At 74.2% G+C, this 24,820-nt stretch carries 22 protein-coding genes; 11 read left to right on the top strand and 11 right to left on the bottom strand.

Translation table 11 applies throughout. The features are described 5' to 3' along the window. Positions 1–303 precede the first annotated feature (303 nt). From J5Y04_RS18670 to J5Y04_RS18660, 3 genes are all read right to left on the bottom strand, one after another. Positions 304–705: a pyridoxamine 5'-phosphate oxidase family protein gene (locus J5Y04_RS18670; protein WP_148640984.1), complete on the bottom strand. Its 402-nt coding sequence runs from the start codon at positions 703–705 to the stop codon at positions 304–306. Between the two features lie 116 nt (positions 706–821). After that, a complete protein-coding gene (locus J5Y04_RS18665) occupies positions 822–1,463 on the bottom strand; it encodes an MBL fold metallo-hydrolase (protein ID WP_209413176.1) in 642 nt (213 codons plus the stop codon). After that, positions 1,460–2,545 carry an S-(hydroxymethyl)mycothiol dehydrogenase gene (locus J5Y04_RS18660; protein WP_209413174.1) on the bottom strand — a complete coding sequence of 362 codons (1,086 nt, stop codon included), beginning with the start codon at positions 2,543–2,545 and terminating at the stop codon, positions 1,460–1,462. The genes J5Y04_RS18665 and J5Y04_RS18660 overlap by 4 nt, the downstream gene beginning before the upstream one ends. A 654-nt stretch (positions 2,546–3,199) precedes the next feature. Here J5Y04_RS18660 and J5Y04_RS18655 point away from each other — a divergent pair. Continuing rightward, a complete protein-coding gene (locus tag J5Y04_RS18655; RefSeq protein ID WP_209413173.1) occupies positions 3,200–4,465 on the top strand; it encodes a cytochrome P450 in 1,266 nt (421 codons plus the stop codon). Beyond that, the gene (locus J5Y04_RS18650) at positions 4,462–4,755 is read left to right on the top strand and encodes a ferredoxin (protein ID WP_307853183.1); all 294 of its coding nucleotides are present in this window, start codon (positions 4,462–4,464) and stop codon (positions 4,753–4,755) included. Before J5Y04_RS18655 ends, J5Y04_RS18650 begins: the two co-directional genes overlap by 4 nt. Before the next feature lie 189 nt (positions 4,756–4,944). Here the strand turns inward: J5Y04_RS18650 and J5Y04_RS18645 are convergent, their stop codons facing one another. Further along, complete coding sequence (locus tag J5Y04_RS18645; RefSeq protein ID WP_209413172.1) at positions 4,945–6,201, bottom strand: phosphotransferase; 1,257 nt, start codon at positions 6,199–6,201, stop codon at positions 4,945–4,947. A 114-nt stretch (positions 6,202–6,315) separates the two neighbouring features. Between J5Y04_RS18645 and J5Y04_RS18640 the strand changes: the two genes are divergently transcribed. Continuing rightward, on the top strand, positions 6,316–6,900 hold the full coding sequence (locus J5Y04_RS18640) for a DUF4262 domain-containing protein (protein ID WP_209413171.1): 585 nt from the start codon (positions 6,316–6,318) through the stop codon (positions 6,898–6,900). 140 nt (positions 6,901–7,040) lie between these two features. Here the strand turns inward: J5Y04_RS18640 and J5Y04_RS18635 are convergent, their stop codons facing one another. Further along, complete coding sequence (locus J5Y04_RS18635; RefSeq protein WP_209413170.1) at positions 7,041–7,925, bottom strand: PhzF family phenazine biosynthesis protein; 885 nt, start codon at positions 7,923–7,925, stop codon at positions 7,041–7,043. Positions 7,926–8,220: 295 nt separating this feature from the next. On the opposite strand from J5Y04_RS18635, the gene J5Y04_RS18630 reads away from it, so the two are divergent. The 4 genes from J5Y04_RS18630 to J5Y04_RS18615 all read left to right on the top strand — a co-directional run bounded on the left by J5Y04_RS18630 (position 8,221) and on the right by J5Y04_RS18615 (position 11,878). Beyond that, positions 8,221–8,799 carry a hypothetical protein gene (locus J5Y04_RS18630; RefSeq protein ID WP_209413169.1) on the top strand — a complete coding sequence of 193 codons (579 nt, stop codon included), beginning with the start codon at positions 8,221–8,223 and terminating at the stop codon, positions 8,797–8,799. 249 nt (positions 8,800–9,048) lie between these two features. Further along, entirely contained in the window at positions 9,049–9,852 is an 804-nt protein-coding gene (locus tag J5Y04_RS18625; protein WP_209413168.1) for an MBL fold metallo-hydrolase, read from the top strand. A gap of 6 nt (positions 9,853–9,858) precedes the next feature. Then, positions 9,859–10,290: a nuclear transport factor 2 family protein gene (locus J5Y04_RS18620; RefSeq protein WP_209413167.1), complete on the top strand. Its 432-nt coding sequence runs from the start codon at positions 9,859–9,861 to the stop codon at positions 10,288–10,290. Between the two features lie 319 nt (positions 10,291–10,609). Next, the gene (locus J5Y04_RS18615) at positions 10,610–11,878 is read left to right on the top strand and encodes an NAD(P)/FAD-dependent oxidoreductase (RefSeq protein WP_209413166.1); all 1,269 of its coding nucleotides are present in this window, start codon (positions 10,610–10,612) and stop codon (positions 11,876–11,878) included. Positions 11,879–12,023: 145 nt separating this feature from the next. On the opposite strand, the gene J5Y04_RS18610 is transcribed toward J5Y04_RS18615, so the two are convergent. Together J5Y04_RS18610 and J5Y04_RS18605 are read right to left on the bottom strand one after the other, a co-directional pair. Beyond that, the gene (locus J5Y04_RS18610; RefSeq protein WP_307853182.1) at positions 12,024–13,637 is read right to left on the bottom strand and encodes an alpha/beta hydrolase; all 1,614 of its coding nucleotides are present in this window, start codon (positions 13,635–13,637) and stop codon (positions 12,024–12,026) included. Positions 13,638–13,897: 260 nt separating this feature from the next. Then, complete coding sequence (locus J5Y04_RS18605) at positions 13,898–15,187, bottom strand: MFS transporter (protein ID WP_209413165.1); 1,290 nt, start codon at positions 15,185–15,187, stop codon at positions 13,898–13,900. Positions 15,188–15,596: 409 nt separating this feature from the next. Here J5Y04_RS18605 and J5Y04_RS18600 point away from each other — a divergent pair, with 409 nt between their 5' ends. Next, entirely contained in the window at positions 15,597–18,086 is a 2,490-nt protein-coding gene (locus J5Y04_RS18600; RefSeq protein WP_209413164.1) for a molybdopterin cofactor-binding domain-containing protein, read from the top strand. 133 nt (positions 18,087–18,219) lie between these two features. After that, positions 18,220–18,681: a (2Fe-2S)-binding protein gene (locus J5Y04_RS18595; protein ID WP_148640998.1), complete on the top strand. Its 462-nt coding sequence runs from the start codon at positions 18,220–18,222 to the stop codon at positions 18,679–18,681. A gap of 51 nt (positions 18,682–18,732) precedes the next feature. Here J5Y04_RS18595 and J5Y04_RS18590 read toward each other — a convergent pair whose 3' ends face one another. After that, entirely contained in the window at positions 18,733–19,149 is a 417-nt protein-coding gene (locus J5Y04_RS18590) for a hypothetical protein (RefSeq protein ID WP_209413163.1), read from the bottom strand. A gap of 320 nt (positions 19,150–19,469) precedes the next feature. Between J5Y04_RS18590 and J5Y04_RS18585 the strand changes: the two genes are divergently transcribed. Next, positions 19,470–20,672 carry a helix-turn-helix transcriptional regulator gene (locus J5Y04_RS18585; RefSeq protein ID WP_307853181.1) on the top strand — a complete coding sequence of 401 codons (1,203 nt, stop codon included), beginning with the start codon at positions 19,470–19,472 and terminating at the stop codon, positions 20,670–20,672. 50 nt (positions 20,673–20,722) lie between these two features. On the opposite strand, the gene J5Y04_RS18580 is transcribed toward J5Y04_RS18585, so the two are convergent. Together J5Y04_RS18580 and J5Y04_RS18575 are read right to left on the bottom strand one after the other, a co-directional pair. Beyond that, positions 20,723–21,319 (bottom strand): TIGR03086 family metal-binding protein, encoded by a 597-nt coding sequence (locus J5Y04_RS18580; protein ID WP_245205021.1) that lies wholly within the window; start codon positions 21,317–21,319, stop codon positions 20,723–20,725. Positions 21,320–21,451: 132 nt separating this feature from the next. Further along, the gene (locus J5Y04_RS18575; RefSeq protein ID WP_209413160.1) at positions 21,452–22,234 is read right to left on the bottom strand and encodes an SDR family NAD(P)-dependent oxidoreductase; all 783 of its coding nucleotides are present in this window, start codon (positions 22,232–22,234) and stop codon (positions 21,452–21,454) included. Positions 22,235–22,775: 541 nt separating this feature from the next. On the opposite strand from J5Y04_RS18575, the gene J5Y04_RS18570 reads away from it, so the two are divergent. Next, positions 22,776–23,135: a hypothetical protein gene (locus J5Y04_RS18570; protein ID WP_209413159.1), complete on the top strand. Its 360-nt coding sequence runs from the start codon at positions 22,776–22,778 to the stop codon at positions 23,133–23,135. Between the two features lie 529 nt (positions 23,136–23,664). Here J5Y04_RS18570 and J5Y04_RS43235 read toward each other — a convergent pair. Beyond that, a complete protein-coding gene (locus tag J5Y04_RS43235; RefSeq protein ID WP_209413158.1) occupies positions 23,665–24,459 on the bottom strand; it encodes a transglycosylase family protein in 795 nt (264 codons plus the stop codon). Positions 24,460–24,820: the final 361 nt, after the last annotated feature.

Here is a 24,820-nt window from a genome sequence, read left to right as displayed (position 1 = left end):
ACCAAAGCCGTTCTCCCCACGGCAGGACCCGGGAGTCGACGCGGGTCCGGTCGTGACACCGGCCGTGGCTCCTCGTGTCCCACGGCCCGGCCGGTGGAGGGTGGGGGGTGGGGGTGGGGGCCGCGGTGGTCGTCGTCGACCGCCTCCGTGGAGGAGCTGATCGTCGTCACTCCCCCATCGGCTGGGGGACGTCCTCCCGCCGGCGCCGGACGGCTGCTTCCCTACGTTCTCCCGCCGGCGCCGGGACGCCTGCTCCGGGACGCCTGCTCCGGGACGGCCTCCCGTCGGCTTCCGCGGACGGCCTCAGGCCCGGCCCAGCACCCGGTCGACCGTGATCTCGATGACCACGCGGTCCGGGTTCACGCGCGGTTCCCGGTAGCGCTCGGTGTAGCGCCGGACGGCCTCGGCCACCGCCTCCGGCTCGTCCCGCACGACGGCGACGCCCTCCAGCGTCGACCAGCGGGCGCGGTCCACCTGGCAGACCGCCACCCGCATGCCGGCCGGTCCGGCCGCCAGGACGTTGCGCACCTTGCGGCTGGTCCTGCTGCTGATCACGCGTGCGGTCCCGGTCTCCGGCTGGTACGTCACCCCGACCGGCACCACGTGCGGTGAGCCGTCCGGCCGCTGCGTGGTCAGTGTGGAGATGTGCCGCTCCTGCCAGAAGGCTAGGAACGCGTCGTCGAGTTCGCGCGGATCATGGGCCATGCCCGCGATCGTACGACGCCCGGCCCGGTGCGCGGGCACCGGGCCGGGCGTCCGCCGACGTCACGACGTCACGACGTCACGGAGTCACGACGTCACAACGTCACGACGCCAAGACGTCAGTGGCCGCGCGCGATCCACTCGGGCAGTGCGGGGGCCTCGGCACCGATGGTGGTCGGGTCGCCGTGCCCGGTGCGGACCGTCGTCTCCGGCGGGAGGGAGAGCAGCCGGTCCCGGATCGAGTCGATGATCGTCGGGAAGTGCGAGAACGACCGGCCGGTGGCGCCGGGGCCGCCCTGGAACAGGGTGTCGCCGGTGAAGACCGTCCCGAGGTCGGGCGCGTGGAGGCAGACCGCGCCCGGCGCGTGGCCGGGAGTGTGCAGCACGGTCAGTACGGTGCCCGCCACCTCGATCCGCTCGCCGTCGGCGAGTTCGCCGTCCGGCAGCCGGTCGGGGTGGGTGAGCTTCCACAGCGGAAGGTCGTCCGGGTGCAGCAGGATCGGCGCACCGGTGCGAGCCGCGAGCGCCGGGGCCGCGTCGATGTGGTCGTTGTGCGCGTGGGTACAGACGATCGCCACCAGCCGGCGCCCGCCGAGCGCCGCCTCGATGGCCGCGGCGTCGTGGGCCGCGTCGATCACCACGGCCTCGGTGTCGTCGCCGACGATCCAGACGTTGTTCTCCACCTCCCAGCTGCCGCCGTCGAGGTCGAAGGTTCCGGCGGTGACCAGCCGGTCGATCCGGGCGGTGCCTCCCGTGCTCACAGGACCACCACCGAGCGCAGCACGTCGCCCTCGTGCATGCGCGTGAACGCCTGCTCCACGGCGTCGAGCTCGATGGTCTCGGTGACGAAGGCGCCGAGGTCCAGGCGGCCCTGGAGGTAGAGGTCGATCAGCAGCGGGAAGTCCCGCGAGGGCAGGCAGTCGCCGTACCAGGAGGACTTCAGCGCGCCGCCGCGGCCGAACACGTCGATCAGCGGCAGCTCCAGCTTCATCTCCGGCGTCGGCACGCCGACCAGGACGACGGTGCCGGCCAGGTCGCGGGCGTAGAAGGCCTGCTGGTAGGTCTCCGGGCGGCCGACCGCCTCCACGACCACGTCCGCGCCGTTGCCGTCGGTCAGCTCGCGGATCGCCTCGACCGGGTCGGTGGTGCGGGAGTTGACGGTGTGCGTGGCGCCGAGCTTCTGCGCGGTGGCGAGCTTGCGGTCATCGATGTCCACCGCGATGATCTTCGCCGCACCGGCCAGCCTGGAGCCGAGCACCGCCGCGCCGCCGACACCGCCGCAGCCGATCACTGCGACCGAGTCGCCGCGGCCGACGTTGCCGGTGTTGATCGCGGCGCCGATGCCCGCCATCACACCGCAGCCCAGCAGGCCCGCGACGGCCGGCTCGGCCGCCGGGTCGACCTTGGTGCACTGGCCGGCCGCGACCAGGGTCTTCTCCGCGAACGCACCGATCCCCAGCGCCGGGGACAGCTCGGTGCCGTCCAGCAGGGTCATCTTCTGCTTGGCGTTGTGGGTGTTGAAACAGTACTGCGGGCGCCCGCGCTTGCAGGAGCGGCACTGGCCGCAGACCGCACGCCAGTTGAGGATCACGAAATCACCGGGCTCGACCTCGGTGACACCGGCGCCGACCGACTCCACGATGCCCGCGGCCTCGTGACCGAGCAGGAACGGGAACTCGTCGTTGATGCCGCCCTCACGGTAGTGGAGGTCGGTGTGGCAGACGCCGCAGGCCTGGATCCGGACCACCGCCTCGCCCGGCCCGGGGTCGGGCACGACGATCGTCGTCACCTCCACGGGCGCACCCTTGGCACGCGCGATGACTGCCTTGACCTGCTGGGCCATCCGATTCCACCTCCGTCGGCCGATGCGGCTCTGCACCGGCGGGACCTGCTCAAACGACTTGTCCACGAAGCGTATCGTCCGCGCCGGTCCGCGCCCGGCGAACAGCCTCGGTGATCCGGCTCACCCTCGCCGACTCCCCTGTCCGGCCCCCCTCCCCGGCTCCCCTGTCCGGCCCCTTCTCCGACTCCGTCTCAGATCGCTTGCCCGGGACCCTCCTCCAGCCCTGCCGCAGACCCAAGGGCCTCCTCCAGCCCTGCCGCAGGCCCGGGCCCCTCGTCCGGCCCTGCCGCAGGCTCCCCTCAGACCCTCCCGTACCGGCCCACGGCCGCCGCCCCGGACCGGCCGGCCCCGCCCCCAGGCCCGCCAAGGCCCGCCCAGGACCGCACGGCCCGTCGGCCGGGCCGAGGGCGTGCAGCGACCGCCGAGTGCCCGTCATCGTCCGCTCACCCAACCGGCGTTGGCTGGAATCGTTGCTGACTGTGGCACGCCGCCCACGTACGGTCGTACCGAACCCGACCCGTCCGACCCACCCGTCCCGTCGGCTCCGCCCCCGCCCGCCCGGGGGACCCACCCGAACCGTCCCCGCGCGCCTCCCCGGATCCGCCCCCGCCGGGCCGCCCCGAGCGGCCCACCGCCCTGGAGTCTGGAGTACGGATGTCCGCCGAGAACAGTGTCACCTGCGCCGGCACCGGCACCGCCGCCGCGACCGCGGCAGAGGCACCATCAGCAGGAACGACCACGGAACCCGCGCTGCTCCCGTTGCACTGCCTGCGCCGGCTGGACCCGGGCCCGCCGCGGCTCGGCGTGCTCCCGACCGGCACCCCGGTCTGGCTGGTCAGCCGCCACGCCGACGTCCGGCAGGTGCTCACCGACCCGCGGCTGGGCCGGGCGCCGCTCCTCGCCCCCGACGCGCCCCCGGTGTCGGTGGTCCCGAACCTCCTGGACGACCCGCAGAGCCTGCTCAGCCTCGACGGCCCCGACCACCAGCGGCTGCGCCGCACCGTACAGCGGGCATTCACCCCCCGGGCGATCGCCCGGTGGCGCCCGTGGGTGGCGTCGGTGGTCGAGGGCCTGCTCGACGAGCTGATCGACCGCGGCTCCCCCGCCGACATCGTCGCCGCCTACACCCGTCCGCTTCCGACGGCCGTGATCAGCAGGCTGATTGGGCTGGACGATCTGGACGGCGAGCGCCTCGGGCACTGGAGCGACCACGCGTTCTCCACCACCGCCTACTCCGCCGAGGCGATCCGGGCGGCGCTGGAGGAGTTCGCCGCGTTCGGCGCCGGGCTGATCGCCGAACGCCGTGCCTCCCCCGGCGAGGACCTGGTCAGCAGCCTGCTCGCGGCGGCCGGGGAGAGCGGCGACGTCACCGAGCCGCAGCTCGTCTCCCTGGTGATCGGCCTGGTGGTGGCCGGGCACGAGACCACCATGACGGCGCTCGGAAACGCCCTGGTCTACCTTCTCGGCGACGGCCGCGAGGCCTGGAAGCAGCTCGCCTCCGACGAGCGGAGCGCGGCGGCCGCCACCGAGCAACTGCTGCGCGCCATTCCGCTCGTGGACACCGATCACCTCCCCGGGCTGCTGCGGCGCAGCAGCGAGGAGGTGGAGATCGGAGGGGTGGTCATCCCGGCCGGCAGCGTGGTCGCCGCCGACACCCGCACGGCCAACCATGACCCCGAGGTGTTCACCGGTGACCTGCTGACCGAACTGTTCTCCCCGCCGGCCGCACCGATGCTCACCTTCGGGGCCGGGCCGCACCACTGCCTGGGTGCCTGGCTGGCGCGGATGGAGATGGAGCTGGCGCTGCACCGGTTGGCCCGCCGGCTGCCCGCACTGCGGCTCACCGCACCGACGGACGCCATCGACTGGCGGCGCGGCCTGGTGACCCGCAGTCCGCGCACGCTCCAGGTCGCCTGGTGACGGCGGACTCGGCGGGGACCGCCGGACGGGCGACCGACGACCCGGTGGTGGTCCGGGTCGACCACGGGCGCTGCGTCGGCTCGGGCATGTGCGCCCTCGCCGTACCCGGCTCCCTGGTGCTCGGCGCGGACGGGCTGGCCCACCCGGTACGGGCGCCGCGGCCGGACGGTGCGCCACCCGTCGGGGAACCGCTGACGGCGAAGCTGGCCGAGGCCGTCGGCTTCTGCCCGGTCGAGGCGCTCACCCTGTACTCCGCCCGTGACGGACGCCGGATCGCCCACACCAGGTGAGGCCCACGGCGCTCCCCGTCCACCGCCCCGCCCAGCACCCCGCCAACGGCGCCGCTCGGTCGTAGGCGCCGCCCCGCTCGCGGGGTGGCGCCTACGACCGAGCGCCGTGCCACGTCACCACGCCGGGTCGTGTCACCAAGCCGTGCCACGTCGCCGCACGGCGCCGCCCGCCCGACGGCGACGGCCGCGTCAGACCCGGTCCGCGCAGGCCAGGGCCCTGCGCAGCTCACTCACCGGGTCGCCTTCGTGGTACGGCCGCTCACTGGCCTCGATGTGGTCCAGGAACTCCTGGTACCGCACCGCGTACATGAGGTGGTACAGCGGCTCGACCAGCTCCAGCGCGCGTTCCGGTGCCGACCCGGGGACGTGCTCGCGCCACGCCCGCGCCCACACCTCGGCGACCTGTGCCCACCGCTCCTCCGCGACGTACTGGCGTGGGCGCAGCCCGTCCAGGGCGGGGTGGCCGAGGCAGGAGTCGGCGAAGTCGACGACCACCACGTGGGTGCCGTCCGTGCCGTCGGAGCGCCAGTTGCCGGGGTGGAAGTCGCCGTGGACCAGGGTGTCCGGGAGCCCGCAGCCGGCCAGCTCCGCCACCAGCGCGGGCAGCCGCGCGGCGAGGGCCCGCGCGGCGTCGCGTTCACCGGCCGTCAGCTCACCGCCGGGCTCCGCCGCGAGCCGGTCGATCAGGCTGTTCACCTGCGCGACCAGCGTGGGCAGGGTGCGGTCGCGCAGGCCCGCCGAGGCGGCCCGGCCGTCGGCGGCCAGCGCCGCCTGGGCGGCGACCAGGCGGGGCACCACGTCGGCGACCTCCTCCGCGGACGGTCCCCAGCAGTCCTGCCCGGGCACGTGGTCGGTCAGCAGGCGGCCGCGCTCCGGGTCGGAGCCGAGCACCGGCGGCACCAGCGTCGGGTCGGCGGAGCCGAGCAGGGCGATCACGTCGCCCTCGTCGGCGTTGAACGCGGGGTTGGTCGCCTTCAGCCAGGCGTCGCCGCCGGTGGCGGTGCGGTAGCGGAACAGGCCGGAGAGGTTCCACGTCCGGATCTGCTCGGGTCGTCCGGCCGAGGGGCGACCGGCCCGGTCCAGCGCCTGCTCCGCCCAGTCGAGCGTCTCCCGGAGTCCGGCGGGCGTGGCCCAGCCGGCCCGTCGCTCGGCCGGGCCGAGCAGCGCGGCGGTGTCCGGGCCCGCCTGACGCGGCACCAGTCCGGCGGGCCGCTCCAGCGCCTCGACGTGGTAGAGCACGTGGCCGCCGTTGCCCCCCTCGCCGTCCGTCACCCCGGCCAGCCGGAGCACCACCACGGGCACGCCCAGCTCCTGCGTCAGCCGCTCGACCACCGGCGCGGCGGCCGACCACCACGCCTCGTCCACCTCGTAGGGGCCCTGCGGACCGAAATATTCGTCACCGTACGTGAGGTGGGCCGTGACCGACCGGCTGTTCGCTTGCTTCATCCGGGCAGGTTCGCCGATCGGACCCGATCCGTGCGACCCATTTTCCGGTGGCCGGCCCGGACCGGGGGTGACCTGCCCGGGAACCGGCGGTCGCCGGCTGCTTGGATGGCGCCCGTGACCGCCGCACCGAACTCACCTGCACCGAACGCACCGGACCGACCGGGCTGCGCCTGCCGGCTCTGCGCCCCCGGGGTGTCGGAGGAGTACCGCTCCGAGCACTGGGCGCAGGAGACGGCCTACGTCCGGGCCCACGGCGTGCACGTGGTCGGGATCGTCGGCGGCGACGTACCGGACTGGGCGTTCACGGTGGGGCTCTGGCACTCCCACCGGCTCCCGGAGGTGGCCGTGTTCGGCCTGCGGGTGCACGACCTGATGCACTGGGTCGGGACCGCCGCGACACGCCTGCGCGAGGGGGCGCCGACCACGGAGGACAGCCTCCTCACCGGTGTCCTGGACGGCTACCCGCTCACCGTCAAGCCGGTGGACCCGGGCTGGCACCGGCCGCTGCTCGGCACGGCGGTCGGCTTCTACCAGCGGGAGCCGGTACCGGTCGTCCAGCTCGTCTGGCCGGACGCCGAACAGCGGTGGCCCTGGGAGCGGGCGGCCGACTCCGGCTGCCGGGCCCAGCCGCAGCTCTGGCTGCCGGTGGACGCCCACCCGCAGGGGGTCTGGACGGAGGAGGCCGCCCAGGCGGCCTGAGCCCGGCCCGCACGCCCGAGCACTGGCGGGCCGCCGCGGGCCGCCGAGCACGCGCAGGCCACGGACAACCAGGGGCCCCGCGGGTGCAGCAGCCACCGCCCGGCCCCGCCGCCCCTGCTCCGTCGCCCGTCCCGGCCCGGCTACGGGATCGGCACCGCCGTGCCCGAGACCCGGATCCGGGTGTCGCCCTCGCGCAGCTCGACCGTCAGCACGCCCGGGCGGCCCAGGTCCTCGCCCTGGTGGAGGGTCAGGGTGGCCGGGACGGTCACCGCGCCCCGCTCGCGCAGGTAGGCCCCGAAGGCTGCGGCCGCCGCGCCGGTGGCCGGATCCTCCACGACGCCGCCGACCGGGAACGGGTCGCGGACGTGGAAAAGGTGCTCGCTCTCGCGCCAGACCAGCTGGATCGTGGTGAGGTCCCGGGCCGTCATGTAGGCGGCCAGGCCGTCGAAGTCGTACTCCAGGCGGGCCAGCCGGTCGCGGGTGGCGGCGGCCAGCACCAGGTGGCGGGCGCCCGCGTAACCGATCCGCGGCGGCAGGGCGGCGTCCAGGTCGTCGGCCGACCAGCCGAGCAGGGCGAGCGCCTCGGCGACGTCCGCCTCGCCGACCTCCTCGACGTGCGGCTCCACGCTGGTGAGGGTGGCGTGCAGCACGCCGTCCGCGCCCTTGTCGACCTCGATCGGCACCTCACCCGCCTGTGTGGCGAAGACGTACCGGCCGGGACCGTTCCGGTCGGCGAGCGCGACGGCCGAGGCGACGGTGGCATGGCCGCAGAACGGCACCTCAGCCAGCGGGCTGAAGTACCGCACGGTGTAGGCACCTCCGGCGTCGCCCGAGGTGTCGGGTATCAGGAACGCCGTCTCGGAGTAGCCGACCTCGGCCGCGATGGCGAGCATCCGATCGGCGGACAGGCCCGAGGCGTCGAGCACCACGCCTGCCGGGTTCCCCCCGCCCGGGTCGGTGGCGAAGGCGGCGTAGCGCAGGATGTCGGGCTCGGGGGCGGCCAAGGGCGCGGCGTCACTGGTCATGACCGCTCGAACACCGCCCTTCGGCCCGCTGTTCCCGGCCTCCCCCACCGACCGGTGGTGCGCCACGCGACGCGCGCCCCCAACTCGCGCCGCCACCCGCGGCCACGCGGTGCGAAGAGCGCCGCACACGGTCCGGCCGAAGCGTCCGGGACCGCCGCCCTCAGGACGACCGGGCCCCGATCGGGCCTCATCCAGGCCCCGTCCAGGCCCCGTCCAGACCCCGTCCAGACCCCGGCTGCGCACCGATCCCCCACCACGCCCCAACCACGCTCCAACCCGTGCGATGATCACATTCATGGCCGTCACCGTCTACCAGCAGCAACTCCGCGACCGGTTCCTCGCCGCACCCGTGGTCGCGCCACCGCCGCCGTGGCAGCCGGTCGGCGGCGGCCTGATCCCGGTCGGCGGACTGCTCGGCATCGGCTTCGCCACCGACCCCGCCACCGGCCACGACCTCGTGCTGACGGTGTCCAGCAGCGGTCACGGCCTCTTCGACGCGGTGACCGGCGAGAAGATCGAGCGCGAGTACGACCCGGAGGAGGAGCCCTACGGCCCGGACCTCTCCTGCCCCGGCATCGGCCCGGTCGCGGACGTCCGCATCCCGGTGGCCGGCCTGTACGGCGGCGGACTGCACACCCACGCCACCGGCGGGTGGCACGTCGAGGTGCTGACCCCGGAGTGGCCCAACGAGCGGGTGCTGCTCTGCACCGGCCGCGGGCCGTTCGAGGGCGGGCACGGCGAGAACTGGTGGCACGTGTACCACTCCTCCTGGTCCACCTTCCGCGCCGCGGGCTTCTCCCCCTCGGGCCGGACCCTGGCCGTGGCCACCAGCAGCGACCTCACCCTCTGGACCCGCGCCGGCACCGGCGGCTGACCCCGCCACCACGCCCACCCGCACCGCGGACCCCGTCCCGGACAGCACGCCCACCGGCGCCTCGTCACTGCCCCGGAACGCCCGCACCGCGCCCCCGCCACGGCACCGGAGGCGGAGGCGGAACCCGTGTCCGCGGTCCGCTCCGCCCGCGCCTCCCGACGTGCGACCGGTTCGCAGGTCGCCGATGCTGGGCGTCGACGCGTGTCCGGTGTACGGCGCCCGGGCCGGCCCGAGGAAGGACGACCCCGCATGAGCTCCCTCGACTTCGAGGTCATCGACAGCCCCGACAGCTCGCTCAACAAGACCTCCGTGCTGGTGACCGGCCCCGACCACGCCCTGCTGGTGGACGCCGGCTTCACCCGCTCCGACGGGCGCCGGCTGGTCGAGCGGGTCCGGGCCAGCGGCAAGCGGCTGACCACCGTGTTCGTCAGCCACGGCGACCCGGACTTCTACTTCGGGGCGCAGGAGGTGCAGGACGCCTTCCCGAAGGCACGGTTCCTCGCCACGGCCAGCACGGTGGAGCACATCCAGGAGTCCTACGAGGACAAGCTGAGGGCCTGGGCCCACCTCGGCCCGGAGCTGCCGTCCAGGCTGGTGCGCCCCGAGGTGCTGCACGGCGACGAACTCGTCTTCGAGGGACACCGGTTCGAGCTGCGCGGCGCCGACTTCCACCTGCCGGACCGGCACTACCTCTGGCAGCACCACCACCGCACGGTCCTCGGCGGGGTGCTGCTCTTCGAGGGCCTGCACGTCTGGACCGCCGACACCCCGAGACCCGAGCAGCGGGCCGCCTGGATCGACCTGCTGGACGGCATGGAGGCGTTGCAGCCCGCCCTCGTGGTGCCCGGCCACCGGACGGCCGGCGCGCCCGCCATCGCCACCGCGATCGACCACACCCGCGCCTACCTGCGGGCGTTCGAGACCGAGATCGGCCGGGCGGCGGACGCGACCTCCGCCAAGGAGGCGCTGGAGCGGCGCTTCCCGGATCTGGGGATGAAGCTGGCGGTCGACCTCGGGACCAAGGTCGCCATGGGCGAGATGACCTGGGGCTGAGCCGAGATGATCGAGATCCCGAGGTCCGCCGCCGCCTTCGCCGAGTCCGACGCCCCCGCCGACGTGGTCCGCCGCCAGTACCTGGCGTCGGCGCGCGGTGACCTGGCCGCCCTGCGGGCCACGCTCGCCGACGACGTCGAGTGGACGGAAATGGCCGGCTTCCCGCTGGCCGGCACCTACCGCACCCCGAAGGGCGTCACCAACGGGGTGATGGAGCGCCTGGCCGCCGAGTGGGACGGCTGGACGGCCCACGACGACCACTACGTGGTGGACGGCGAGAACGTGGTGGTGCTGGCCCGCTACACCGCCGTGCACCGGTCCACCCGTCGCCCGCTGGCGGTCCGGGTGGCGCACCACTTCACCGTGCGCGGCGGACTGATCGTGCGCTTCGAGCAGTTCGTCGACACCGCCCTGGTGCGGGACGCCATGACTCCGTAGCGGGCGGCCCGGTCCGACCGCACGTCCCGCGGATCCCCAACGACACGGAGGCGCCCACCCCCCGTGAGCCGCCCACCGTCCAGGAGCCGCCCACCATCCCGGAGGGGCCCGCCGTCCCGGAGGCGCCCACCGGAAGGACCGCCACAGGAACCCGCCGGGACGACCCACCGGACGGGCCCACCGGGCGCACACCAAACGCCTCGCGCCCCGGTTCACCCGTTGGGGCGACCAACTGCGGCGCGCCTGGCGTGGTCTCGACAGGCTGCGCCGGATGGCGGCAGGCTGTCCGTGATTCCGGCCGGAGAGCGAGGAGTTCAGCATGAGCACGGGCACAGCAGGAACGGCCGACGGCGGCGGGCGAGAGCGCCCGATCGTCATCGTCGGCGCCTCCCTCGGCGGGGCGAAGGCCGCGGAGGCGCTGCGCGAGGCCGGCTACCGCGGCGGCATCGTCCTGATCGGTGACGAGCACGAGCGCCCGTACGAGCGTCCGCCGCTCTCCAAGGGCTACCTGCTCGGCAAGACGCCGCGCGAGAAGATCTACGTCCACCCGCCCCAGTGGTACGCCGAGCACGACGTCACGCTCCGGCTCGGCGCCCCGGTCGTCTCGGTCGACCCGGCCGGGCACACCGTCACGCTCGCCGACGACGGCCGGATCGAGTACGCGAAGCTGCTCCTCACCACCGGCTCGGTACCGCGCCGTCTGCCGGTGCCGGGCGCGGACCAGGACGGCGTGCTCTACCTGCGCCGGGTCGAGGAGAGCGACCGGATCCGGGCGGCGCTCCGGCCCGGGGCCCGGGTCGTGGTGATCGGCGCGGGCTGGATCGGCCTGGAGACGGCGGCGGCCGCCCGGACCGCGGGGGCCGAGGTGACCGTGTTGGAGGCGGCCGAGCTGCCGCTGCTGCGGGTGCTGGGCCGAGAGGTCGCCCAGGTCTTCGCCGACCTGCACCGCGACCACGGCGTGGACCTGCGGTTCAACGCCAAGGTCGAGGAGCTCACCGGGACCGGCGGCACGGTCACCGGGGTGCGCCTCGCGGACGGCGCCACGGTGGCGGCGGACACGGTGATCATCGGCATCGGCATCGCCCCGCTCACGGCGCTCGCCGAGTCGGCCGGCCTGGAGGTCGTGAACGGCATCAGGACGGACGAGCACCTGCGCACCTCGGACCCGGACATCTACGCGGCGGGGGACGTCGCGAACGCCTTCCACCCGCTGCTCGGCCGCCACATCCGGGTCGAGCACTGGGCCAACGCGCTCAACCAGCCGCAGACGGCGGCCCGCGCGATGCTCGGCCAGGACGGCCCGGAGGCGGTCTACGACCGGGTGCCGTACTTCTTCACCGACCAGTACGACCTGGGGATGGAGTACATCGGTTACGTCGAACCGGGCGAATACGACCAGGTGGTCTTCCGGGGCGACCGCGCCGCCCGCGAGTTCATCGCCTTCTGGCTGTCCGGCGGCCGGGTCCTGGCGGGCATGAACGTCAACGTCTGGGACGTCACCGACCCGATCCGTGAACTGGTCCGGTCGAAGCGGGTGGTGGACCCGAAGGCCCTGGCCGACCCGGACGTCCCCCTGACCGACCTCTGACGCGCCCCGGGCCGGCCCCTGCCCGCCGGACGCTCACCGAGGACGGCGGCCGCGGGAACGGCACGGGTGAGGCCCGCCCCGGGCATGGTGCCCCGGGGCGGGCCTCGCGGTGCGGATCAGGCCGCCGGGGCCCGGTGCACGGCCGTCAGGCGACCGGCGGGAAGGCTTCGGCGTCGGGCTTCAGCAGCTGGCCCGGCGCCGGCACGGCCTTGTTCACCAGGTAGTCGGTGACCAGCTTGTTCAGCTCCGTGCTCCGGCCGACCGCGCAGTGCTCGATCACGTCGACGCTGACCAGCACGGCGCTGCCGAGCTGGCGCTGCATGTTCTGGGCGAACTTGTACTGGGTGGCCGGGTCGTAGAGGTTGCCGATCACCATGACCGGGTTGGCGGTGCGGCGGTTCCAGGGGCCGGTGTACCGCTCGACGTCACGTGCCGGGGCCGGCCAGGTGGCGCAGGCGGGCGCGTCGAAGGCCTGGTAGCGGCCGAAGGTCGGCGACTCCTTCTCCCAGGCGCGGGCCACGTTGGCGAAGACCCGCGGGTTCGACGGGTAGGGCTTGTCCTGGCAGTTGACGCCGTAGTACGAGTCGTCGGCGCTGTACGGGGTCTCCGGCAGGGCCTCGCGCAGCGCGGTGGGGACGGTCACGGCCAGCGCGTTCGCGTCGTCGGCGGCCTTCGGGGCCGCCAGCGACGGCGCGCCCTGCTGCTGGAGCACCTCGTGCAGGGCCTGCAGCGACTTGGCCAGCGGCGCCTGCCGGGTCTGCGCGTAGAGGGCGTTGGCCACCTGGCTGGTGAAGCTGGAGAGGGTGACCTTGGTGCCGTCCGGCAGGGTGACCGGGCTGGTGCGCAGGTGGTCGCGGATCGCGTCGAACTTGGCCCGGGTGTCGCCGTCGCCGAAGGCGCAGCGGGGGGCGCCTGCGGTCTTGCAGCGCTTCAGGTACTCGTCCAGGGCGAGTTCGAAGCCGCCGGCGCGCTGGCGGTCGTACTCCAGGCCGTTGTGCAGTCGCAGGTTGGGGTCGACGTTGCCGTCGATGATCAGCGCGCGGACCTTGTCCGGGTACATGTTGGCGTAGGTGGCGCCGATCAGCGTCCCGTAGGAGAACCCGGCGAAGCTCAGCTGCTTGTCGCCGACGGCCCGGCGCATCCGGTCGAGGTCGCGGACGACGTTCTCGGTCGACATGTGCTCGATGAGCGGGCCGGCGTTGCGTTCGCAGGCGTCGGTGTAGTCCTGGGTGGCGGCCAGGGTGCCGTCGATCTCTGCCTTGGTGACGGGTACTCCGACCTGCCGGTCGGTGACGGCGCTCGCCTCCTCGTCGGTGGTGAAGCACTTCAGCGGGTTGCTCCGGGCGACGCCGCGCGGGTCGAAGCCGACCAGGTCGAAGCGGGCCTGTACATCGGGGCCGAACCGGCTGGTGGTGGCCCACAGGTAGCCGCTGCCACCGGGGCCGCCGGGGTTGAGGAACAGCGAGCCGATCCGCTTGGACGGGTCCCCGGCCCGGCGGCGCATCATGGCGATGCCGATCTTCTCACCGGACGGGTCCGCGTAGTCGAGCGGCACCGGGTAGACGGCGCAGTCGTAGATCCCGGGGTCCGGCTTCGTCGGGTCGGGGTTGCAGGGCGTCCAGGCGACCGGGTCGACCCGGGCCTCGGCGGCGGGCGCGGCCGAGGGTGGTTCGGGTGCGGCCGCCGCCGCGACGGCGGTTCCGGCGACGAGAGCGAACGCGCTGGCAACGGCCAACGCCAGACTGGGTATGCGGGACACGCGACCTCCTCCGGTTCTGCAAACCCGGCCAGCCTGGCAGCCGGGGCGCGGGAGGGGAAGACCATGAACGACAACGAATTCTTCTGGCCAATCGTCATGTCGCAGTGATTTCAGCGCTCTGACGGGCCATCTGGTACAGGATCCACGGCGCGCTGACGGTTCACCGCCAGCTCCCGGCTCCCCCACGGGTGGCGGTCATCCGCCACCCGTGGGGGCCGGACCCGGCGTCCGGGCCGGCGTCCGGCCCGGCGCCAGTCCCCTCAGGTCCGCGCCACGACCTCGCCTGACTCCGGCGCCCGCGCCGGCTCGGCCTCCGACTCCCGCGCCGAATCCGAATCCGCCACCCCCGGGCGACGGCGCTCCGCCCACCGCACCACCGGCCCCATCGCGCAGCCCGCCGCCAGGAAGAACCCGCCCAGCAGCAGCCACCCTGGTGCGCCCCAGTCCAGCAGCAGCGTGGTCAGCAGCAGCGGTCCGACGGTGCGCGCCACCGCCACGCCCGAGCCGAAGAAGCCCTGGTACTGGCCGGTCTGGTGGGCGGGCGCGAGGTCGAAGCTGATCTGCCAGGAGCCCGCGGACTGCTTCATCTCGCCGATCACCTGGAGCGTCGCGGCCACCACCAGGAGGCTGGCCATCGCCCAGACCGGGACGTCCCCGGCCGAGAGGGCGAAGACCGCGCAGGAGGCGAGCAGGATGACGCCCGCGTCGCGGACGGCGCGCGAGGCGGAGCGCAGCCCGGTCACGCCGCGGGCCGCGCGGACCTGGAAGGCCATCACCACCACGGTGTTGAGGACGAACAGGGCCGAGCCGAGCCAGGCGAGGTTCTCCGCCCTGGCGGCGATCCAGAGCGGGATGATCAGGCTGAGCAGCGGCATCCGCAGCAGCAGCACGGTGTTGACCAGCGTCACCACGGCGTAGGGACGGTCGGAGAGCACGGCCAGCTTCGGTCCGGTGCCCGGGCTCGCGGGGGCGGGCGGGACCTCGGGCAGACGCAGCAGGATCAGGCCGCTGACCAGGAACCCGACGGCGGTGACCGCGAAGGCGACCAGGAACCCGGTCCGGCTCCCGGTGCTCAGCACGACGCCGCCGATCGCGGCGCCGAGGGCCAGTCCGGCATTGAGGACCGCCTGCAACTGGGCGAGCAGCGTTGTCCGTTCCGCCCGGTCGACCAGGCCGCCGACCAGTGCCTGCCGGGCCGCCGAGAGCCCGGACTGCGTCGTGGCGTAGAGGCAGACGGCGACCAGGAACGGCACGAAGGAGCGGACCACCAGGAACGACGCGACCACTGCACCGGTGGCGAGCGCCAGCAGCACCGCCGTGCCGCGCGGTCCGCGCCGGTCGGCGAGGTGGCCGAGCGGGACACCGGCCAGCGAGCCCACCGCCCAGGCCACGGCCAGGCCGAGACCGAGCCGGGTGGGGGACATCCCGATGACCCGGGTGAAGTAGAGCGCGGAGCAGGTGTAGTACGCGCCGTCGCCGATCGAGCCGACCAACTGAGCGGTGGCGAGCGTCCGTTGGACGCCTGCGGGCGGGACAAGGCGGATCGGCAAGGAGACTCCCCCAGTGCGGCGGCCCCGCCGGGAGGCCACCCGTTCCTCTACTGACTGACAAGATCAATCCTAGGAGTCGGGTGGCCCAGTGGAAAGGTCCATTCACCACCCTGGCAGGTGGGCCACTTCGACGCCCCGGACGGCCCCGCCACCGGCCGTCTCCGCCGGGCCCCTCCACGGGTCCGTCCCGGGGCGCCCCACACGGACCCTCGGCGGCCGAACTGCCGTGCGGGAACGGACGATCCGTCACCCGGGCTTCACCCGGACGGCGGTACCGAGGCCGCGACCCGCCCGCCCCGTGCCGTCCGTATCCACTCCATCCGACATCCGGAGCCGCCCCATCCGACATCCGGCGGGTTGTCCGGTCCGGACCGAAGTGCCCGTGTTGACCGGCCAGTAGCCCCCTCCTATGCTCGTCCGCGTTCGCGATCCGGCAGCGGGGCCGGGGCCGCCCAGGCCCGCCCGGCCGGAGCCGTCGCCGGCTCGAAGGGCTCCTCCCATCAGCACCTCCATCGCACCCTCGGGCAACGCCCGGAACGCCACCGATCCCACCGCCGCTCCCGCCGCCGAGGCCACCGCCGCTCCCGTCACCGAGGCCCCGCCCGAGACGGAGGCGGAGGCGCCCGCAGCGAGCCCGGCCGGCGGACCCGCGGCGAGCCCCTCCGGCGGACCCGCGGACCCCACCGGCCGCCGGCGCTTCCTCACCTACCTGCTCGCCGCCCCCACGCTCACCGTGGCCGCCCGGCTGGGTCTCGACGCCGCCGCGCCCGCCACCGCGCAGGCCGCCGTCCGGACCGCCGCCGAGCGGGCAGTCGCCGAACAGACCTCCGCGCCATCGCAGTTGCTCGGCCTGCCGGGCATTCCGGACATCCTCGACCTCGGCGACGCGCTGATCGTGGCCGGCCTGCCCACCTCCCACCTGCTGGTGCTGGAGGTCACCGCCGACGGACGCGCCGCCCTGCACCTCCCCCGCCTGGAAGTCGGCCAGGGCCTGACCACCGCCATCGCCATGCTGGTCGCCGAGGAGCTCGACGCCCGGCTCACCGACGTCGACGTCCCGCTCTCCGACGGCCGCCCGGAACTCCTCTTCAACCAGCTCACCGGCGCCTCCAACTCGGTGCGCTCGCTGTACGACCCGGTCCGCGCCGCCGCTGCCGCCGCCCGGGCCCGGCTGGTCACCGCCGCCGCCCGCCGCTGGTCGCTGCCGGCCGGCACGCTGCGCACCGCCGACTCCGCCGTCCTCGCCCCCGACGGCCGCCGGGCCGGCTACGGCGAACTCGCCGCCGAGGCCGCGGGAATCGCCGTCCCGGCCGTGCCCGCCGTGCCCAAGTCACCGGACCGGCAGCGCCTGGTGGGGCGGCCGACGGGCCGGATCGACGCCCGCGACATCGTCACCGGCCGCGCCAAGTACGCCGGGGACCTCGCCGTTCCGGGCGCCGTGCCCTGCGTGGTCGCCCGGCCGACCACCATCAACGGCACCCTCAGGTCGCTGGACGCCTCGGCCGCCCGCGCGATGCCGGGCGTGCTGGGCGTGGTCACCGTCCCGACCGGCGTCGCCGTCCTCGCCGAGACCTTCGACCAGGCGCTCAAGGCCCGCGACGCGCTGCTCACCTCCTGGAACCCCGGCCCGGTCGCCGCGCTCTCCGACGCCGACATCCGGGCCAGGCTGCGCGCCGCCCACCTGCCGTTCCTCGTCCCGCCGTTGCTCACCCAGTACGTGGACGGCGAGTTCGACTTCGCCTTCGTCAACCACGCGCCGATGGAGGTGCTGACGGCCGTCGCCGACGTGCGCCCGAACCGCGCCGAGATCTGGTTCGCCTCGCAGACCCCGATCGTCGCCCAGCAGACCATCGCCGCCGAGCTCGGCCTGCCGCAGGACGCCGTCACCGTCCACGTGGTGCGCGGCGGCGGCTCGTTCGGCCGGCGGCTGTTCTTCGACGCCGCGCTGGAGGCCGCACGGATCTCCCGGGCGGCCGGCCGCCCGGTCAAGCTGATGTGGACCCGCAACGACGACATGCGCCACGGCCGGATGCGCCCCGCCAGCCACCACCGGGTCCGCGCCACCTACGGCCTCGGCCAGGTGATCAGCTACGAGCACCGGGTCGCCACCGTCCGGACCGACTTCCGGCACGGGCTCGGCGAGGCGCTCACCGCCGCCGGCTTCAACCTCTCGGTGGCCGGGATCAGCCTCGCCCAGGCGTTCTTCCTGCTCAGCGAGAAGAACCCGTACGACGTCGGCATCCCCACCCAGCTGCTCGCCGAGGTCCCGCTGGACATGCACACCGGCAGCTGGCGCTCGGTCTACTCCGGCACCGTCCGCGTCGCCGACGAGATCATGATGGACGAACTGGCCCGCCGCCTCGGCCAGGACCCGGTCGTCTTCCGCCGGGCCCGGGTCCGCGACGCCGCCGGCCGTGCCGTGCTCGACAAGGTCGCCCAGGCCGGCCGCTGGGGCCGCCCGATGCCCGCCGGCCAGGCCCAGGGCGTCGGCTACCACGACGAGAACGGCGGGCGCGTCGCCTACCTCGTCGAGCTGGACGCCACCGACCCGAAGCAGCCCCGCGTCACCAGGGCCGTGATCGCCGCCGACCTCGGACTGGTGATCAACCCCCGTGGACTGGAAGCCCAGTTGACCGGCGCGCTGATCGACGGCATCTCGGTCGTCCTCCAGGCCGGCAACCACATCGACCGCGGCGCCGTCCGGGAGGGGAGCTTCGCCGACTTCCGCTACGCCCGGCAGCGCAACAGCCCGCCGTCGGTCGAGATCCACCTCATGCCGCCGAGCGGACCACCCGGCGGCGCGGGCGAGTTGGGCGTCCCGGCCGCCTCGGCGGCGGTCGCCAACGCGTACGCCCGGGCGACCGGCACCAGCCCGCGCTCGTTCCCGATCGACTTCTGAGCGCTCGCCTCCTGAGCGCTCGGCCTCCGAGCGCTCGACCTCCGAGCGCTCGACCTCCGACCACTCGACCTCTGAGCGCTCGACCTCTGCGCGTCCCCTGCGTTCAACCGACCCCCGAAGGGCGCAACTCCCCATGCCCAGCCACACCTTCGTCCTCAACGGGCAGCCCGTCACCGTCGAGGCACCGGACGACATGCCGCTGCTCTGGGTACTGCGCGACAAGCTCGGCGTCACCGGCCCCAAGTACGGCTGCGGGGTCGGCGTCTGCCGCGCCTGCACCAGCCACCTGGACGGCGAGGAGTTCCAGCCGTGCACGATGGCGGTCAGGGACTGTGCCGGGCGCAGCGTCACCACCATCGAGGGGCTGGCGGACGGCGACACCCTGCACCCCGTCCAGGAAGCCTGGCTCGCCTGCGACGTCGCCCAGTGCGGCTTCTGCCAGCCCGGGCAGATCATGACCGCGGCGGCCCTGCTGCGCCGCACCCCGGCCCCGACCGACGCGGACATCGACCAGATCCAGAACATCTGCCGCTGCGGCACCTACCCCCGCATCCGCGAGGCGATCAAGCAGGCCGCCGCCCGCCAGGCCCCGTAGCGGTCCGCCCCGCCCGGCGGTGCGGGCGGGGCGGACCGGTTCAGCGGGCCGTCAGCACGCGCGCAGCCCGTTGTGGAAGAGCCAGTTGCCGTCCGCGTAGGCCCCGTAGACGAACGCGGTGCCGACGTACGGATCGCCGTTCGGGTGGGACGCGGAAGTGATCCGGTACCACACGTTGCCCTGGTTGTTGATGTCCACACCCCTGATCCAGCAGTCGGGGGAGATCCAGTCCCCGGACCAGCTGAAGGACTGCAGGGTCAGGTCCTGGGTGACCTTGGTGGTCCCCCAGGACGAGTTGTACAGGCCCACTCCGTGACCGCTGGGGTGGTCGTGGAGGAAGTACACCCCGTCGGCGGACGCGCTGCCCGCCGCCAGGCCGACGCCACCGGCCGCCAGCACCGCCACGGCCGCGAAGGTTGCGACGGTCGCGCCGCGCCGCCCGAGCCTGTGGAGGAGTCCCTTGCGCATGTCGATTTCCCCTGTCGTTGTCGTCTGTCGTTGTCGTCCCGTTGGCCGGTCGCCGTGACTGCGACGGCGGGGACAGCTGACCCGACCACCTGCGGTGTTCGGTACCGCCTGACGGAAACTGACAACAGCTGACTGCGGCGACGGGCCGGCCCGGGAGCCGCCTTCCGCCGGGATCGTTCAACCGATGTCCGAACACCGCCGTCACGCGTCGCTATGATCCGTACGCGACAAGCGAGGAGCGGTGCCGGGGGATCTGACACCGTCTGACAGCGGGGGGCGTCATGGCGGAGCGGGAGTCACGACCGGGAGGCCCTGAACGCGTGAGAGCGGCCGAGGACTTCGCCGCCGAGTTGCGCAGGCTGCGCCGGGAGGCGGGCCAGCCCTCCTTCCGCACCATGGCGAGGAAAGCCGGCTCGATCTCCCACACCACCCTGTACGAGGCGGCCTCCGGGTCGAGGCTGCCGTCCTGGCCCACGACGAGGGCCTACGTCCAGGCCTGCGGCGGCGACGAGGCCGAGTGGCACCGCCGCTGGATGTCCATCACCGACGAGAGCCCGGCCGCGGACGCGGACACCCGGCCGGTGGTGCCCCCGCCGGCGGCCACTCCCGCCGAGAGCCCCGTGGAGCCGCCGACCTCACGCGCCTCCGGGAGCACCGGACTGCCGCTACACCGTCACCGCCTCTGGACCCACGCGGTCAGCCTGCTCGTCGGCACGCTGCTCGGAGCCTGCGGCACGCTCGGTCTGGTCGCCTTCCGCGGCCCCGTCGCGCAGTCCGCACTGCCGCAGGACTGCCCGGTCGGCGACGCCGCCACCCGTCGGCCCGCCGAACCGGAGGCCGGCTCGGCCGCCCACCCCGCCCCTCCCGGTCCGTTTCCGGCGACGGACCGCACGGCGACCGCCGGCCCGGCTCCCTCCTGGGTGTCCCGGCCCGCCTTCGACCAGCAGATCCTCTCCGGCACCGACGTCGTCCTGCCCGTCCTCTCGCCGGTAACCCGGGGGGACGCCCTGATCGTGACGATGATGCTGACCAGCACCTGCCCCGGAAAGGTGACGGTGACGGACACCCAGGGCGACAGGTTCGGAATCGTCGGGGACGTGACGGACTCGCTCCGGCACCGGGTGCTCGTGCTGGCCGCCTTCGGGGTCCCCGCGCTGACCACGGCGGACGCGATCCACGTGTCCTACCCGCACTCCAGCAAGTACCACGTCGCGGTGGACGAGTTCCGCGGTGTCTCCGCCGCCCGGGGTAGCGCCCACGCCTCCGGCGAGAGCGGCGGGACCGCCTTCACGACCAGCGCCGGCCCGCTCGACTGCACCGCCGGCGACCTGCTGGTGGGCACGGTGGGCACCAACACCGGCACCGCCCCCGAGTTCAGCCCCGGCTGGACCACCCTCCCGGTGCTCCGGCTCTCCTCCTACCGCCTCACCACCGCCCACCAGGTCGCGACGGACTCCGGTCGCTGCGCCGCGACCGGACAGACCACCGCGCAGTGGGGCGCCGTCCTCGCCGCCTTCCACTGACCGGACGCGTTGCCGCCCCGGGCCTGCGCCCCGGCCCCCGCCGGAGCGGCTCAGACCTTGCGCGGGTCACGGCCGAAGAAGGCGGCCAGCCGGTCGTAGGGCGGCGCGTCCTCGGGAACGGTCACCTCGGGGCCGAAGGCGCGGCCGTCCTCCTCGCTCCCGCGGTACTCGGGGCGCAGCGCGCCGCGGCCCCAGGCGAGCGAGGCGCGGGCCACGTCGTGGTCGAGGCCCGCCGTGGACTGGCCGGTGGCGCGGGCCAAGTCCCAGCCGTGGACGGCGAACTCGGCGATCTGCTGGTCCACCGGGAAGCGTGCGGGCAGCGTGCCGCCCCCGGGGATCTCGATGGTCCCGGAGAGGTCCCCGGCGTTCCGCCAGGCGGCGACCAGCTCCTCGGCACCGGCCTCGAACGCGTGCAGCCAGTCGTCCTCGACCCGCTCGAAGGGCTGCGACCAGTCCGGGTTGCCGCCGTTCGCCCGGACGGTGAACTGCCGCAGGTCGTGGAGGAGATGGCTGATCAGGTCGGCGACGTCCCAGGAACGGCAGGTCGTCGGGTGACCGGCCTGCTCGGTGCCGGCGCCGTCGATCAGGCCGGCGGTCTGCGCGAGCGCCCGGGCGAGCAGGTCGATCGGGTCTTCCGCTGCGGTCATGGCGACACCTCTTCGGGGCTGGGACATGTGCTCGGACCGGCCGATCGTAAACGGGACCGCCGCCACCGGCCCGGCGCGACACCGCGCCGGGCCGGTGGCCGGATCCCCGTGCCCGCCCCCGGGCTCAGCGGGTCAGGACGCGAACCCGCCGTCCACGGCGATCTCGGCGCCCGAGATGTAACGGCCGTCCTCGCCCGCGAGGTGGGCGACGGTGGCGGCGATGTCGGCGCCGCTGCCGTACCTGCCGAGCGCGGTCAGGCCCGCCTGGAACTCCGCCGACGGACCGTCCGCCGGGTTCATCTCGGTGTCGATCGGCCCGGGGTGGATCACGTTGACGGTGATCCCCCGCGGACCCAGCTCACGGGCCAGCGCCTTGGTGAGCCCGATCGTCGCGGCCTTGCTGGCCGCGTAGAGCGAGGCGCCGGGGAAGGCGACGCGCTTGGCGATGCAGCTGCCGATGGTGACGATCCGCCCGCCCTCGGTCAGGTGGGCGCCGGCGGCCTGGGCGAACAGGAACGGCGCCCGGACGTTGACCTCCAGGACCCGGTCCACGTCGTCCAACGCCAGCTCCTCGATCGGGCCGAGCACGCCGACGCCCGCGTTGTTCACCAGGATGTCGAGGCGCCCGAAGCGCTCGGCCACCGCCTCCACGACATCCCGGACGGCCTGCGGGTCGGCGCTGTCCGCACGGACCGCCCAACCCCGCCGGCCCATCGCCGTGATCTTCGCCGCGACCGCCTCGGCCCGCTCGGCGCTGCCCTGGTAGGTCAGCGCGACATCGGCACCGTCCTCGGCCAGCCGCAACGCGACCGCCTCCCCGATCCCCCGGCTGCCGCCGGTCACCAGGGCCACCTTGCCGTCGAGCTTCGCGAACCCGTTCACGGCCGCCGTCGTCACGGTCTCACTCGTCGTCATATCGCTTGAACTCCTTGACTCGTTCTCCGACATGACTCGATCCTCGCCCCATGGGGCCCGCGAGTCCGGCGGCATTCGGACATCGCGTTCAACGTTCAACAACCATCCCGTCCGGGCCGCCCGGGTGGGGCTCGGAGCACTCCAAGGGCGGCCGGACGGTCCGCCTGCCGCCCAGCACCAGCAGGCGCCGCCGCACGACCAGCGGGTGCCGACGCACGCGGCACTCGAAGCAGGCCGAGCGGACGATCGTGCCGAGCCGGTCATTCGACGAGCACGCCGCGAAAGCCCTCCTCAGGGCTGCTGCGGACCGGTCAGGGCCGCCGATCGGGCTACCGGCCAAGGCTGCTGTGGACCGGCCCGACACCCGGCCCCTCGAAATCTCACGGGCCCTCGCCCTCGCGACGAGGACCCGCAGGTCCTCCTCCGGTGGCCCTCGCAACCTCCTCAGGGCGGCCGCACACGGCCGACGTCGATCGGATGTCCACACGCGGACGGTCTACTGCAAGCACAGACCACCCCTTCGAGACCCTGGAGAACCCCCGTGATCAAGCGTGTAGCCGTCGGCATGGCAGCGGCCACCCTGTGCGCACTCGGCGCCGGTGCGGCGGTCGCCAACGCGACGCAGGACAGCACCGCACGACCGACCGCCCACCAGACCTCCATCAGCCCCGATCACCATCGGGCCCCGGCCGCTCCGGCTGCCCCGGATGCCCCGGCTGCCCCGGACATGCCTGCCCAGGGCGCCGTGAACGCCTGGATCAACCACAAGGAACACCGCGCCCTGGCGGGCGACCCGCATCGGAACGCGCTTCCGAACACCGCCGCGTGGGAGTACCGCCCGACCGGGCACCCCGTGACCACGGCAGGCTGGCTCGACAAGCCCCGTGAGTACGACATGTAGTTCGGCACGTCCGCCCCGTCGGTACTGCGGTGCCGACGGGGCGTTTCGTCGCCCCGGCAGTCCTCGCAGCAGCGCCGGCACGCCCCGACACAGCCCGACACAGCCCGACCGCCGGGAGCCGACGGACCGGCGGACCGGCAGGCCGGCGGGCCGCTGCGGCGAATGCCCGCCCCACCGCACAGGCCGAGCCAGGCCGGGCCGCCCCCTGGCCGCGACCGGTGCCATGGCCGCGACCAGGTCCAGGGCTGCGGGCACTCAGCCACTCGGCCGGGTCGAGGGCCGACGCCCTGACGTCGCTGCTCACGCCGCTGAGCCCTCCCCCGCCGCGGTTCGTCGCGTCGTTCGCGACGACGGTCGCGCCGGACGCCCCGGACGCCCCGGCCCCCCAGACGCGCCGGACGCGCCGGAGCGGCCACCCCCGGGAGGGGGCGGCCGCTCGGCACGGGCAGGGTTGACCGACGGAGGCCGGACTGCCAGAAGCCCGCTGCCGGAGACTCACCGTCAGGAGCCTTCTGTCATCCGCGAATTGTCAGAGGCTCAGGGTCTGACCCGGGAAGATGAGGTCCGGGTTCCCACCGATCGTCCTGGCGTTCTTGGCGTGCAGGCTCGCGGTGTCGGTGCCGAACTTGGCCGCGATGTCGCTCAGGGTGTCACCGCTCTTGACGGTGTAGCTGCCACCGGAGGTGTTGGTGCCGGAAGCGGCCGGCTTGGACGGCTTGGCCGCGTCCTGCGAGTCCCTGGGCTGCGGCTTCTGGGACTTCGCGACCGGCCGACCCTTCGCGCCCTGGGCCGGGCCCGCCTGCGGGGTCTGCGCGGGCTTGGTCTGCTGCTGGGTCTTGGGCGTGGCCGCCTTGGGCGCAGCCGCCTTCGGGGCCTCGGCCTTGGCGGCCGGGGCCGAGGTGTCGACGGCCGCCGGAGCGCCGCCCTTGGTCAGGCCCGCCTTGGCGGAGCAGACCGGCCAGGCGCCGGGGCCCTGCGAGGCGAGGACCTTCTCGGCGACCGAGATCTGCTGCGCCCTGGTCGCGTGGTTGGCCTGCGACGCGTACGCGGTGCCGCCGTACGCGGCCCAGGTGGACGAGGTGAACTGCAGTCCGCCGTAGAAGCCGTTGCCGGTGCTGATGCTCCAGTTGCCACCGCTCTCGCACTGGGCGACGGCGTCCCAGGCGGAGGTGGATGCGGCGGAGGCCGAGGTGGCCGTGACGAGGCCGGCCACCGGGAGGGCCGCGACAGCCCCGCCGACCAGCGCCAGGCGGGCGCGGTTGCGGCGCTTGCCCGTGGTGGCGGTGTTGGTGGTGGCGGCGGCAGTCTCGTTACGGAGTGTCATGAAAGTCCTCTCGACAAGCCCCGGGCGGGCAGGCGGAACCAGACCCTTGGCAGGGCCGTCGCGCTCACCTCACTCGACGGGCGGCCACGCACGTGTCGGACGTGCCGTGCCGCCGCGGCCACCCCCGCTCGCCGACGGCCTGTTCGAGCCGGCCGTGTCGGCGGGCACCGCCCTCGCGCCGGGGGTCAGTCGGCGGGCTGTGCGTCGGGGGTGAACCCGGGTGGTGCTCGTTGCACCGCCAATGAAGCTACGGGCCCTCCCGGGCCGCCACAAGCAATTCTTGGACGCCGCAGGTCAGTTGACTGTTACCGGCGGTATCGATCATGAAACCCCATCCGAAATGACCAGGTTTGACCGCATT

It is taken from the genome of Kitasatospora sp. RG8 (assembly GCF_017813315.1).
In the GTDB taxonomy this organism is placed as follows: domain Bacteria; phylum Actinomycetota; class Actinomycetes; order Streptomycetales; family Streptomycetaceae; genus Kitasatospora.
The sequence above is the reverse complement of the archived record's forward strand: the minus strand, read 5'-3'. Positions and strand labels throughout refer to the sequence as shown.